General features: G+C 39.2%; 14 protein-coding genes. 4 read left to right on the plus strand and 10 right to left on the minus strand.

All coding sequences use genetic code 11. The annotated features are described in order from the left end of the window. The first annotated feature begins 78 nt into the window (after positions 1 to 78). Both HDF25_RS05145 and HDF25_RS05150 read left to right on the plus strand, forming a co-directional pair. Positions 79 to 1,137 (plus strand): sensor histidine kinase, encoded by a 1,059-nt coding sequence (locus tag HDF25_RS05145; protein WP_184623430.1) that lies wholly within the window; start codon positions 79 to 81, stop codon positions 1,135 to 1,137. 3 nt (positions 1,138 to 1,140) lie between these two features. Next, positions 1,141 to 1,890, plus strand: a complete 750-nt coding sequence (locus tag HDF25_RS05150) for a LytR/AlgR family response regulator transcription factor (RefSeq protein ID WP_184623432.1) — start codon at positions 1,141 to 1,143, stop codon at positions 1,888 to 1,890. A 25-nt stretch (positions 1,891 to 1,915) separates the two neighbouring features. Here HDF25_RS05150 and HDF25_RS05155 read toward each other — a convergent pair whose 3' ends face one another. Continuing rightward, complete coding sequence (locus tag HDF25_RS05155; protein WP_184623434.1) at positions 1,916 to 2,833, minus strand: DUF6268 family outer membrane beta-barrel protein; 918 nt, start codon at positions 2,831 to 2,833, stop codon at positions 1,916 to 1,918. A 202-nt stretch (positions 2,834 to 3,035) separates the two neighbouring features. Between HDF25_RS05155 and nudK the strand changes: the two genes are divergently transcribed. Further along, positions 3,036 to 3,614 (plus strand): GDP-mannose pyrophosphatase NudK, encoded by a 579-nt coding sequence (gene nudK / locus HDF25_RS05160; protein WP_184623436.1) that lies wholly within the window; start codon positions 3,036 to 3,038, stop codon positions 3,612 to 3,614. A 136-nt stretch (positions 3,615 to 3,750) separates the two neighbouring features. Here nudK and HDF25_RS05165 read toward each other — a convergent pair whose 3' ends face one another. Then, positions 3,751 to 4,425: a class I SAM-dependent methyltransferase gene (locus HDF25_RS05165; RefSeq protein WP_184623438.1), complete on the minus strand. Its 675-nt coding sequence runs from the start codon at positions 4,423 to 4,425 to the stop codon at positions 3,751 to 3,753. Between the two features lie 243 nt (positions 4,426 to 4,668). Further along, entirely contained in the window at positions 4,669 to 5,145 is a 477-nt protein-coding gene (locus tag HDF25_RS05170) for a GAF domain-containing protein (protein WP_184623440.1), read from the minus strand. Positions 5,146 to 5,259: 114 nt separating this feature from the next. On the opposite strand from HDF25_RS05170, the gene HDF25_RS05175 reads away from it, so the two are divergent. After that, the gene (locus tag HDF25_RS05175) at positions 5,260 to 5,511 is read left to right on the plus strand and encodes a hypothetical protein (RefSeq protein ID WP_184623442.1); all 252 of its coding nucleotides are present in this window, start codon (positions 5,260 to 5,262) and stop codon (positions 5,509 to 5,511) included. A gap of 281 nt (positions 5,512 to 5,792) precedes the next feature. Here HDF25_RS05175 and HDF25_RS05180 read toward each other — a convergent pair whose 3' ends face one another. From HDF25_RS05180 to HDF25_RS05210, 7 genes are all read right to left on the minus strand, one after another. After that, positions 5,793 to 7,805: a sensor histidine kinase gene (locus HDF25_RS05180; RefSeq protein ID WP_184623444.1), complete on the minus strand. Its 2,013-nt coding sequence runs from the start codon at positions 7,803 to 7,805 to the stop codon at positions 5,793 to 5,795. 180 nt (positions 7,806 to 7,985) lie between these two features. Further along, the gene (gene nrdF / locus HDF25_RS05185; RefSeq protein WP_184623446.1) at positions 7,986 to 8,969 is read right to left on the minus strand and encodes a class 1b ribonucleoside-diphosphate reductase subunit beta; all 984 of its coding nucleotides are present in this window, start codon (positions 8,967 to 8,969) and stop codon (positions 7,986 to 7,988) included. Positions 8,970 to 8,998: 29 nt separating this feature from the next. Beyond that, a complete protein-coding gene (gene nrdE / locus HDF25_RS05190) occupies positions 8,999 to 11,089 on the minus strand; it encodes a class 1b ribonucleoside-diphosphate reductase subunit alpha (RefSeq protein WP_184623448.1) in 2,091 nt (696 codons plus the stop codon). Between the two features lie 5 nt (positions 11,090 to 11,094). After that, complete coding sequence (nrdI, locus tag HDF25_RS05195) at positions 11,095 to 11,457, minus strand: class Ib ribonucleoside-diphosphate reductase assembly flavoprotein NrdI (RefSeq protein ID WP_184623450.1); 363 nt, start codon at positions 11,455 to 11,457, stop codon at positions 11,095 to 11,097. 23 nt (positions 11,458 to 11,480) lie between these two features. Then, positions 11,481 to 11,723 (minus strand): thioredoxin family protein, encoded by a 243-nt coding sequence (locus tag HDF25_RS05200; protein WP_183869888.1) that lies wholly within the window; start codon positions 11,721 to 11,723, stop codon positions 11,481 to 11,483. A 242-nt stretch (positions 11,724 to 11,965) separates the two neighbouring features. Further along, the gene (locus tag HDF25_RS05205; protein WP_184623452.1) at positions 11,966 to 12,823 is read right to left on the minus strand and encodes a hypothetical protein; all 858 of its coding nucleotides are present in this window, start codon (positions 12,821 to 12,823) and stop codon (positions 11,966 to 11,968) included. A gap of 67 nt (positions 12,824 to 12,890) precedes the next feature. Beyond that, positions 12,891 to 13,619, minus strand: a complete 729-nt coding sequence (locus HDF25_RS05210; RefSeq protein WP_184623454.1) for a (Fe-S)-binding protein — start codon at positions 13,617 to 13,619, stop codon at positions 12,891 to 12,893. Positions 13,620 to 13,638 lie beyond the last annotated feature (19 nt).

Here is a 13,638-nt window from a genome sequence, read left to right on the forward strand (position 1 = left end):
TTGGTCTATCTGGCAGATGGGTTAAGCTCTTGTCCGCTTCATGAGCAAAACATCAGCTCATCAAAACATTACGTTCTAATGAAGACAATCATTTTCAATAAAAACCGGATTATCACAGTAGTATTCTGGGCAATTCTGGCTATCGCATTCTGGTCTCAGATGGCCCACGACTTCCCTATTTTACCTGCTGCTTATGTCACCATAATTTTATTCTCAGGCGCCATAGCCTCAGCTCACATCCTGAGTAATCATCTGTTACCAAAGGCAATAGCATCCGGAAACATGAAGATTTTCGTCGTTCAGTGCGTTGTCATTACATTGGTTCTGAATATTATCCTAGCCGGCTCTTCGGTAAGTATTTACTGGCTACTTATCCATGGAACTCTCGGTGACAGTGCAACCATAAGTATTCATTATAGTAACTTCTGGCCTACCTTTGTCTCTGCTATCCCCTCTGCTGTTTTAATCAACTCAACTGCCTGCGGTCTCAGGTTTTATCAGGAACATGAGAAAATTGAGAAAAATCATGCCCTTTTGAAACAAGAACACCTGGTAGCCCAACTGAGGATACTCCAGGATCAAATCAATCCGCATTTAATGTTTAATGTATTAAACCATATTCACATTTTAATGCAGAAAAACGTCGAACTGGCCTCCGTTTTACTGGTTAAATTCTCAGATATCCTGAGATATCAGCTGTACGAATGCAATCAGGAATCTGTACTGCTCGAACGCGAAGTACAATATCTGAAAGATCTGGTCGCAGTAGAAAGAATAAGATGGGGCGATGAACTCAAAGTAGACTGTATCTGGAATATCAAAGACGGGAAGAGATACATTCTCCCCCTTTTACTTGTACCCTTTGTTGAAAATGCTTTTAAACATGTATCCCGTCTGCCCTATGAAAAAGGATATGTAACTTTAATCTTAAAACAACAGGATGATGAACTGATCTTTACTATCGAAAATTCAAACTCTGTACAGCAGCCCAGAAAAAACAACAGCCATGGGCTCGGTTTAGACAATGTTAAGAAAAGACTTGAACTGCTGTATCCAAACCAGCACCAGCTGAACATAGAAAAAACAACTCATTTATTTAGCGTAGCACTTACGATCCAATTACACCAAACGAAATAAAACATGGCACTCGTCCCTCCTAACAACACCAATGAAGCCCCACTACAATGCCTGGTTATTGATGACGAACCCCTGGCCAGAACCGCTATCAGTGATTTTTGCAGTAAACTGGATTTTTTAACCGTAGCCGGTACCTGCGCTACGGCAATGGAAGCATCAACTTATATACAACAGGGAAATATAGACTTACTGTTTCTCGATATTAATATGCCCTATCTTTCGGGTCTGGAATTCCTTGAGTCACTGGAGCACCCTCCATTGACAATTTTAACAACCGCTTACTCAGAACATGCCTTGGAAGGCTACCGGTTGCAAATTGTGGATTATCTGTTAAAACCTATCACATTCAAACGCTTTTACCAGGCTGCCTTAAAAGCAAGACAACTTCATTTAATGAGTCAGACAGCCAGACATCCGCAGCCTGTGGATACTTTCTTGTATATACGTCAGGGAGATAGCTTTCAAAAGATATCCTGGGTTGATATCTTATTTATTGAAGGGATGCAGAATTATGCTAAACTTCATTTTAAAGACCGTGAACTGATTATTCATCAAACGATGATATCCCTGGAAGAGACCTTACCGAAGGATAATTTTTTCAGGATACATAAATCTTACCTGATCAATATTTCTCATATTGATTCAGTTTCAGGAGGCCGGATATTTATTAACGGCAACGAATTACCAATCTCGAGGAACCGCCGGGAAGAACTCCTGAAAGAGGTTGTTTATACCAAATTGCTTAGTAGATAAGCAATTTGGTATAAACCCAACCCCACTATTTCTTTTTGCTCAGGTCCCACTTGATTGCAACGGCTCCGTAAGCTGTGGACACAAATCTCGGATCTGCCATATCCTTTGTTTTAAAGAAATCCTTAAGTCTTCTGCTGGTGGTCGAAAAAGACCTGGTCAACGTAGAACCGGCGGTCAATTGTAGAGTAACAGATTTCCCCAGTTTAAACTCTGGTCTCAGACCCGCTACGATTTGCTGATATCCCAGTAACACAGATTTATTATCTATATTCCTTTCAGCAGTCATTCCACTCAGTTCTACAACAGCTTTAAGCTGAATAGCAGGATTCATCGTTACACCAAACTCTATACCTTCAGGAAAATTGATATGCAACTGATAACGTCCCTGTGTCACCCAGTTAAAATAAATACCAGGTAAAATCATAGGTACACCAAAGGTATTGGATAAAACAGGGCCAAATCCCAGGGCCAGACGTGGATTGAAATTCTTAATAAATAAAACCCCTCCCTGAGCCAGGATATCATCAGAAGTGATTTTTTCCATATCTGTATAAACCCCTACAGAAGCCATAGCCATGATAGACCATGTTTTACTGATAGGACGCAGATGAATCAGTCCTACCTGCGCATTCAGCATTTCTGAAGGGAATAGTTTTTCAGGATAATTACGATTAGTTATCGATGCGTATGATCCTTCTACGGCTACTGCCCACATTTTTGGTCTTCCGGCCGAATCTATTTTAAAAGACAAAGGAATGTTAAATCCTAACTGTACCCTTTTAAAGTTACTCGATGATCCAGTTCTGACACTGTCGACCGGTCTTATATAATTCGAAAAGGGAACATAGTCCACTTTAAGTTTACCGGAGACTCCGGTTTGCGCGTTGGTTTTAAAATTTAAGCCCAATCCAACGATAATCAGGCAGTAGTGCAAAGTTTTCATAATTCTTTTTTAGCTGTGATGTGTAAATCTTCACGAAGAACGGATGATGAAAACTCGGGGGAGAAACTAATTGACGACCTGCTTTATAGTTTTGACAAAAGGTAGGTTACAGCGCAGGAAATTTTTCCTGGTCAGGATTATTTTCTAAAGATTAAGAATCAGTTTAAAATTCTAACTATTTTGCAATCTATCGAAACATAATATGACTGAGAACGTAAAAATATTAAAAACGGAAATCCTTTCTGATAACTGGTATACACTTAAAAAGATTACCTACGAACACCTGCTGAAAGACGGCAGTACCCAGGTCCTGAGCAGAGAGGCTTACGATCGTGGAAACGGCGCGGCCATCTTACTTTACAACAAAGAACAGCAAACCGTAATCCTGACCAGACAATTCAGATTACCCACTTTTGTGAATGGCAATAGTACTGGAATGTTGATTGAAGCCTGTGCAGGTCTGCTGGACCAGGATAATGCAGAAGATTGCATCAAAAGAGAAACAGAAGAAGAAACAGGTTATAAAGTGACCGAAGTACGTAAAATATTCGAAGCTTATATGTCACCGGGCTCAGTCACAGAAATTCTTTATTTCTTCATTGCGGCTTATTCAAAAGACATGAAAGTACATGAAGGGGGCGGGCTGGATCATGAGCACGAAAATATAGAAGTTTTAGAAGTCTCCATAGACAGTGCCCTTGATATGATAGAAAATGGAGAAATTAAAGACGGAAAAACAATTATGCTGCTCCAGTATATCAGATTACATCAGATTTTATAATTCAGACCTGGATTAACAATGCATTACAGAGTTCTCACGGACATCTTGACACAAGTTCAGGCCAGAACACATATTTATAATAATAAATCCTCAGAGGGCTTAAAAAGCCTTCTGATTTAAAAGACAGAAACACTGATCAGAGTGGCCTGATTGCAGTAATAATAGTTATTTCCCGCTCCACCCTCATTCCTGCCGCATTACTTCTGACGGTCTCCTGATGGATATCTACCCGCCTGATTTCAAAACCACCCTTGCGCGACAGGCTCTCAGCCTCTGCCAGGCTGTACAATTGAAAATCATATTTTGTAAAAGGAAGTGTTTTCATGAAATCACGCACAGCAAAGGTCAGTGTAAATGTACCACCCGGCCTGAGTACCCTTAGAATTTCCCGGGTATAAGCAAGAGGGTCTTTCCAGAAATATAATGTATTCACCGTAAATACCCTGCTAAAGAAATCATCAGCAAAGTTTAGTTTTTCTCCGTCAGACAGCGAAAAATCTGCTCTTCCGGCTGACACAGCTATTTGATTTAATTTATTGGCCTCACTAATCATCAATGGCGAGATATCAACACCATAATACAGCAAATGTTTATTCGTAGCTAAGAGATCTCCGACGTGGGCGCCGTTTCCAGGACCTATTTCCAGTACTACATCATTTGAACCGGCATTCATTGCCGAGATGCTAAGTGAAATCATATGGCCATTATTAACTGCCATGTTATTGGCAGTCTTTATTCCTTTTTCGCCATTCGGACAGCCCAGCTGACCGGCTAATTCTTTCAAATCCGATTCATTCAGTTTTTCAGGCATCTTCAGGGGTTATTACTTCTTTTTGTACCTGTATTACCCGCACTCTTTTGTGCGGGTAACCAGGATTTAATAAAATAAGTACTGAACAGTATATTGATCCTTGTCTAAACCATTATGTCATTATAACCAGACAGGAATATTGCTGCTTTGGTTCAACAAAGATACATTATTTAGAATCATTCTACACTAATAGATCCCTTGTTACAATTTCATGACAAAACGGCTTACAACAAGAAATAAGACCTATGCTTTCAGAAGCGCAATAACCTGCTTCAGATATTGTTCATCAATATGATCAAATTGCGAAAGTTCAGCGCTATCCACATCAAGCACCCCTACCACAACTTCATTTTTAAATACAGGCAATACAATTTCCGACCTGGAAGCAGAACTACAGGCAATATGGCCGGGAAACAGCTCTACATCATCTACAATGATCGTTCTGGCTTCCTCCCAGGATTTACCACAGACACCTTTTCCCATCCTGATTCTGGTACAGGCAACAGGCCCCTGAAACGGCCCCAGAACAAGCTCATCGCCTTTCACCAGATAGAACCCTACCCATAACCATCCGAATTGTTCTTTTAAGGCAGCTGTTATGTTTGCCAGGTTAGCTATCAGGTCATCCTCTCCACTTAACAATGCCTCTATCTGAGGGATCAACGACTGATATTGTTCTTCTTTACTTTCAGTTTGTATAATTACTAAATCCTCTGCCATCCTTTAATTTCATTTTTGATGGTTTAAAATTAAGCAATCACACAGATAACGTGTGTAAGGAATTGGTAATATTCTTAGATTTGAAAATTTAAAGCCATTAATTTAATTCACCATATGAGAGTAATTGCAGAACTACCACATCCGGAATGTAAGATCACCTTGTTCAATATGAACCAGAAATACATTGTAAAATTTGAACAGGGAACCTTAGAACAGAGCTATAAATTATCCGAACTAGATTTGACCGGAGGTGGTGCAAATGAGATTTTTCAGCTCCTTGATGAGATATTTATTGCAACTGTAGTGGAACGCTTTAAGACCATGCGTTCAGATTTTTCAGCAGCTTACAAAAGACAAGAGTATTAGTTAACAACAACACATTAAAACACTGCAATACAGCAACATAAAGCCAAATACAGAATATAATTCTGTAAAAATAGCACAACCAGCATTACATTTGAGGCTTAAAAAGAAGTTATACTACACATAAAACAATATAACAAAAAGAAAAATAGACAGTTACAAATCACAACAATATTATATTTTGCTATCTAAAACCACAAAATATAATATTGTTTCAAAGAAAATGTTCGCTTTTAAAGGGATTAACAAGATACGAAAAAGCACGGATAATTTTAATTATTTTCTTAATCCACAGCAGCTATATCAGTACTTTTGAATTTAGGCAGACTGAAACGAAAGACCACACAGCCCTCCTCTTTGAGCACTTTAAGCTTTCCATTATTCCTTTCGACAAAGTCTTTGCATAACCGCAATCCAAGTCCGACGCCACGTTCATTCGACGTTCCATAAGAAGGCTTGTGGCCCACATTATTGACCAGCTGATCGATATTCAAAACACCCGCGACAGGATTGCTGACATCCACATAAATTTCAACCCCTCTTCCCCATACTTTCAGATGGATAAACTGATTCAGAGGCGTAAATTTAATTGCATTATCAAGCAGATTCCGTACAACCAGATTGATTTGATTTAAATCAGCAAATACATCTGAATCCTCAGTCAGCGTTAGTTCAGCAACAATATTCTTCTTCAAAATCAATGGCCGGTAAACCATCATCAGTTCCTCCACTAAATTGTACACATTAAATCTGGAGGGTACTGTACTGATCCCTTCCAGCTGACTTTGCGCCCAATAAAGCAAATTATTCAGGGTATTATGAATATGATCAAAGCTCTTTCTGCTATCATTGAGCAACATCTTGACTTCTTCCAATGAAAGCAGATCTAAATCATTCAGCGAATACAGACTAAGCAAACTATTAAACGGACTTCTCAGATCATGTGCTATTATTGAAAAAAGCCTGCTTTTATCCGCATTCGCTTCCTCCAGCGATTTAACCGTTTTCAGCAGCACCTTTGTTCTTGTATGCACTATTTCTTCCAAACGCTCATTCTGCGTTTTTATCAGATAAAGATTCTCTTCCTGAATCCTCAATTTATCAGACTGTATAACCAGTCTTCCCTCATTTAAATCTTTCAATCTGTCTCCTAATGCCAGAGAGAGCAAAAGAAGCTCAAAAACAAAACCAAGAAGTGATATTTTTAAATACAACTCACTGTAAATAATAAAATTAGACAAACTTAAACCAAGTAATACTGTAGATAAACAAGTGATTGCCCAGGCAACAATATAGTATAATGCTGGCTTATATCCCCTCCAATAAAGCACAACACCTAATAACCAGACCACAAGAGTTGTAGCACTCGATAACACCTGAGCGAGCATCGATCCATATGACTTATAACCAAACAGACAGATCAAAATAACCACGCCCCAACTAACTATAAGCAACCGGACAATCCATTTTGACCGGGGAAGCAGCACTGACAGATTCAGGAAACTGCTGGAGAACGCAATTCCCGCCAGACTGCCGAGCCCCAAAAACAGATGAGGATAAGTATTAATGAAAATCCTGAACTCGTCGTCCAGACAATAAGCATAACCCCTGAAATAGCATACGATGTAAATAAACAGGAAAAGGATATAGACGCTATAATAAAGATAAGTCATATCCTTTGAACGGATAAACACAAAAATATTAGAAAAAAACAGCGCAATCAGAATACCAATGTAAACTGACTCAAAACGCTCAGCCGAACCCGAGCCCTCTACCAAACGATCAGGCAAGGCTATTTTCAAAGGAACCAAAAGAATATTATTAGTTTTCAACCTAAAATAAACTACCTGTATTTCAGAATCATACTTACATTCAGGTAAAGAAAAAATATAATTATTTGTTTGAATATTTCCGCGATCACCAGGAGCTATACTACCAGTATGAAACCTGGAAAATCCACCCAGACTGTCAGGAGTATAATAATCAATACTTTCAATGCTCGATACATCCAGAACCAGATAAGCTTTCTCTTTGACCTTATTTACAAAAGAAACTTTTATCCAATAAGCCGCCGAAGAGTTCCCGAAATTAAGTATATCAGCTACTGACTTCAAAAAGCCGGGCTTTTTCCCTGCTTCTGCGACCTGATCTATAGTCAGCCGCCCATCTGCATCCTTTAAGTAACTTACCGACCTCCCAAGACCGGCATAAGCCAAATTCCTGTCAATAGTAATTACCTGACCCCAACAAGAAGCCGAAATGAATAGAAAAAGCAAGAAAAAGAGTGAGGAGCGCATTAATAATTGTATGCGGCAAATGTAAGACAAATACATTTGAATCAGAACAGAACTTCGATCCTATTAAAGAAATAATTTGACTTATTCAACAACACTTTAAATCATCAGGAAAAGAAAAACCAGTAAAGAAGCACACCCCTATATCAGCTTTACTGATATAGGGTTGTACTTGATCTATGCTTAAAATACGGGATCCGTATCCATCTGAAAATCCTCATCTCTAAGGTAGAGGATTTCAGTACTTTTTTCATAGTTGGTAGATTTCTTTGAGAAAAAATCATGCTGGGTAGTTTCCCCATTTAATCCATTTAAAACTATTGAGTTAACCGACTTTATCTCAAATAACTCTTCAAATCCAAGGTTCATCATTGCCTTGTTTGCATTATAACGTACATACTCTTTTACATCAGCTGTCAGACCAACTTCTGTATAAAGTTCATCCGTATATTTCAGTTCGTTTTCATAAAGCTCCATCAGTAATTCAACCAGCTCTGCCTTGCTTTTTGCCGGATCAGGCAGCTTTTTATAAACATCCTGAGCTAGTAAACCCACAAAAACACCATGGATAGATTCATCTGCAACAATCTTTTTGATAATATCTGCACTTGCCACCATTTGTCCCTGCCCCGCAAGCCACAAAGGCATAAAGAACCCGCTGTAGAAAAGGAAAGACTCCAGTAATACAGATGCAGCCAGCCCCATAAACAAGACCTCATTGCTGACTTTCGCCGCATCCAGATTTCTATAAAACCTGTCAATAGTTGCTGCCTTGAACTGAAGCAGTTTATTGCCCTCTACCCACTCAAACAACTCATTAATCTCCGCAGTACTGTTTACTGTGGTAAAAATTGTAGAGTACGACTTGGCATGAATAGCCTCCATCATACACATAAAAGACAATACTGCCTTATTCTGCAGCCCATCTATATGATCCAGCAATTTAGGCATCCCCGTATGGCTCTGAATGGTATCCAGAAGCGTCAAACCTCCCAATGCTTTTTTATAAGCCTCCTGAATTTCAGGGCTTAGTGATTTCCAGCTATCTATATCTTTAGATGGAATATACTCAGTGTCTATCCAGAACTGGCGCAGGTTCTGTTCCCAGAACATTCCAGCATAATCATTTTCCGGGGTATTCCAGTTTACTGCTTTATATTGACTCATTTATCTATCTGATTTACAAAATACTATAACTAAACTGAACACGACACACACTCATCTATAGAGGCCTTGCGGGTACGTGTATAATACAGGGATTTCAGTCCCATTTTATGTGCGTATATATAATATTTAGCAATATCACGCGTACTGTCTTTCGTATTGGTATGAAGAATGGTCGAGATCCCCTGATCAACATGTTTCTGGATCACAGAGATCAGACGGAGCACATTCTTCTGGTCCATATCATAAGCAGATTTATAGAAGAAATAGTTATCATTATCCAGATAAGGCATAGGATAATAAGTTGTACTGTCTCCATATTCTCTGACTTCTATAACATCCACCACAGGCATTACTGATGCAGTAGCGTTCATAATATATGATGTAGACTGATTCGGAGCGATAGCGAGCCTGTAGGCATGATACAAACCATGTGTTTTCACCTCATTCATTAAACTTAACCAGTCGGCCGCAGAAGGAATCTCCATTCCGTCAAATAATACAGCTATTTTATCATTCAAAGGCACAATATCTTTAGCGATATAAGAAGCAAAGTAATTGCCGTTAGCATATTCCGAAGCTTCAAATCCCACGAAAGTCTCTTTTTTCTCCTTCGCAATCTCCATAGAAGCCTGAATAGAGTAAAAATTAACCATCATGAAGAACACATTACAGAAATCCAGCGCTTCTTTACTTTCATACATGATAAAGTTTTTAGCCAGAAAACCATGCAGGTTCATCGCTCCCAGACCAACACTATGCAACTCTTTATTGGCCTTCTGAACAGATGGAACCATAGCAATATTGGTCATATCAGAAACAACAGTAAGCGAGTGCATGGCCGTTATAACGGCCTCTTTGATTCTTTTGTTAGCCATTACCGTAGCAATGTTTAAAGACCCCAGATTACAGGAAATACCATAGCGGATCTGATCTTCTTTACCGTAAATCTCGATATCAGAGACCTCTGAAATCTGCATTATTTCCGTACACAGATTGGAGAACTTCACATTACCTATTGCTTTCAGTGCATGTCCCCTGTTTGCATTTCCCTTAAAGAACAAATAAGGATATCCGCTTTCTTTTTGTGTCTGTGCAATTTTCACCATCAGGTGACGGGCATTAACTTTTTTCTTTTTAACTAGCGGATTAGTGACCAGTTCCTCGTACATCTGGTCCATATCCATCTCATCCAGGTATTTACCATACTGTTTTAATACTGTATGCGGATAGAAAAGATAACAAGCTTCATCTTTTTCTGCCAGTTCCATAAATTTATCAGGCACAACCACACCAATAGACAGCGACTTGATCCTGACCTTCTCATCGACATTGATCTTTTTACAGTCCAGGAATTCTTCTATATCCGTATGAAAAACATTCAGATATACCGCACCGGCTCCCGGACGCTGACCTAACTGATTAGCATAAGAGAAAGTATCCTCCAATATTTTCATAATAGGCAGTACACCACCCGCACGGCCTTCCACATCTTTAATTGACTCTCCTCTGGCCCGGATCTTTGATAAATTAAAAGATACACCACCGCCAATAGAAGATAATTTCATGGCCGAGTCTATCGCATACCCAATACCATTGAGGTTATCACCTATTTCATCCAGAAAACAGGACACCAGCTCACCGGAGCGTTTCTTACCCGAGTTCAGAAATGTTGGTGTTGCAGGCTGATACTCCTGATTAATCAACATTTCTGCATATGACTTAGCCTGAGGCACATCGCCCCTTGCCAGGAATAAGGACACCGCAACGACCCTGTCTTCATAACGTTCCAGAAATTTTTCTCCGCTGTCATCCCTCAGGGCATAACTCTGAAAAAACTTAAAGGCACTCATGAATGACTGGAAGCGGAATTTTTTCGCATAGACCAGGTCATACACTTCTTCCATCTGCTCAAAAGTATACCATTGATAAAAATCAATATAATACTCCTGCTCTATCAGGTAATCGATCTTTTCTTTTAAAGTGTAAAAGAAGACGGTATTCTTATTGACATAATCCAGAAAATAAGACCGGACTGCTTCTTTATCTTTATGAAGGCTGAATTCGTCGTCATTTTTAATCATGATCTCATTATTTAATAAGATCCATTTTTTAGTCACCATATCATTTAGCCCTCTATTTTATCTATAAATTTTTGAATATCTGCCAGTGTACCTGAAAGTTCAAACTGCATCAGAACCGGCAATTTAAACCTGTCGGCGATCTTGGTAGCTGCCATTGCATAATTTGGTCCCCAGTTTTTATTTCCACTGGATGATACAGATTTGATCATACTACTGTTTTCATCCAGGAAACGCTGGGTAGAGAGCGGTATTTCCCCAAACCCTGTTGTATAGGTAATCAGGTGTCCCTCATGCAAGGGCCTTAAAGTTTCATCTATCTTCTGGACTGACCAGTCACGATGTAACTTCAGACGGTTTACAAATCGCTCCACATTACCGGTTTTACTATCGTAATAAATCCAGGTCATAGGCTTTGTATTATTGTGAATTACTAAACAGCTACCAGAACAGACAGTTCATCAGGCTTGAAACCGATTACACGCGAGAGCTCCTGCTCCTGTTCTAATAAAATTACTGTTGGTACTGACCGTACCCGGAATTGCATAGCCAGCTCCGGTTGGTTAAACGGATTGATAGTCTCATAGATAACACCTTTTCTATCAAGATATTCTGAAACCATATTACATGGACTACAATCGTCTTTTTCAAATTTGATTATTCTTTTTGTGCTCATAGCGAAGGATTTTATGTAAATCAGCCCTCTTGCCGACCTATTTTAGCGGAGCCCAAAAATGCAAATTTCCGCTTAGACTGATTCTAAATGTTATTAACACCAGTGGAAAAGTGAATTATAATTATGACTGATTATTTACGGAAAAACCGATAAAATTCATTAAGCTTTGTAAGGGATTTTTCGCAATCCACTTACAGGAAGAGCATTGCGATTTTTTTAAGGTAACATGGATGAACTTATGCTCAATTAATGGACATAGTCTTTACCTCATTCCATGAACCGCTTCTGTACAGACGCGCTTGTCGTCTTCGCAAATTCATTTTAGCCCGAAACTGATCCTGGGTGATCAGAATACCTTTTGCAGGTAAGTCAAGCGACTGGTCACTGATCTCTTTATAAACTATACTTTTAGCCTCAATATCAGTCCCTTTGCCTTCAATGGCAAGTACCGCCCCCCGTTTCCATAAAGCCGGATTCGGAGAAAAATCAAAACCAAGTTCGTCTGTATACCAGAGCATCGCAATGTCAGTAAATTCTTTTTCCTCTCCCTGGATCTTACGTTTGACAGAAGTCTTTACAATCACTTTGGAACAGGTAAAGCCGAGTATTTTTTTGGTCTCATCAGATTGAATATATTCTATTACAGGAGGCGTCTGTAATGATCCCATTCCGGCAGCAGGTAATACGCCCAGCTTTTCTTCCATCAGAAAAGTAGTATCACTTAAATCGAAGGCCTGGATTAATTTCTGATCGTCAAAACTATAATAAAACTCTCTGTTGATTCCGCCGCCAAAGACAGCCAGTCCGCCGTAACGCATTCCACCATGATGCCTGTCTGCCGGATTAGCGCTGCTTTTGGCTGTTTCTTCCACCTGCATATAACTGGCATAAGTAGGATTAAACATTAATTCAAAGGAAGTTACGGAACTTTTGGGCATCCTGGCAATGGCTTCATTACTTAGTTTAATCCCATTTGCCGCAGCCATGGCTACCGGATTAAATGTACTCTCAAATAATATAACTCCGGATTGTTTAGATTGTGCAATAAGCTGACCTGAAAATAGAAATAAACTTAATGCGGCAATGAATAATCTTTTCATATCTGCTAGCTTAAAGCAAAAACAATGCTAATTAAGAGCGATGAAATGTTAAAAAAGGTTAAACAATTTAGTATTCCAGCCAGCCGTTGGAAAGTACATCAGCCAGATGTATAGTCTTGATCTTCAGGTTATTTTTATCAATATAACCTTGCAGATGCATCAGACAGGATAAATCAGTTGAGATAATATAATCTGCATCCTGAGCCAGTGCATTATTTACTTTTTGTTCAGCCATAGCAGACGAAATTGCATCAAATTTAACAGCAAAAGTTCCACCAAAACCACAGCACATATCCGTATCTTTCATCTCCAGCATTTCCAGTCCATGGACTTTAGATAACAGCTGGCGGGGTTCATCTTTGATCTTACACTCTCTTAAGCCACTGCATGAATCATGATAAACAGCTTTACCTTCCAGTTCTGCGCCGAAATAATCCTTTTTCAGGACATTGACCAGAAAATCCGAGAGTTCAAAAATATTCCCCTGCAAAGTCCTGCATTTATTATGCACATTCGAATTGGTAAAAAGATCGTTAAATCCATTTTTCACCATCCCTACACAAGAAGCTGAAGGAGCTACAATATAATTGGCATCAGAAAAATCGTTCAGGAATTTCATCCCCGTTTCCTTTGCCTCTTCCCAGTACCCTGCGTTATAAGCAGGCTGACCGCAACAGGTCTGACCTGGATTATAGCTTACCGTACATCCTGCTTTCTCTAAAAGTTTAACTGTACTAAAAGCTGTTTCAGGATATAACTGATCGACAAAACAGGGAATAAATAATTCTACTTTCATTGAAAAATATTAGGGGGTA

The organism is Pedobacter cryoconitis, assembly GCF_014207135.1.
Classification (GTDB): domain Bacteria; phylum Bacteroidota; class Bacteroidia; order Sphingobacteriales; family Sphingobacteriaceae; genus Pedobacter; species Pedobacter cryoconitis_D.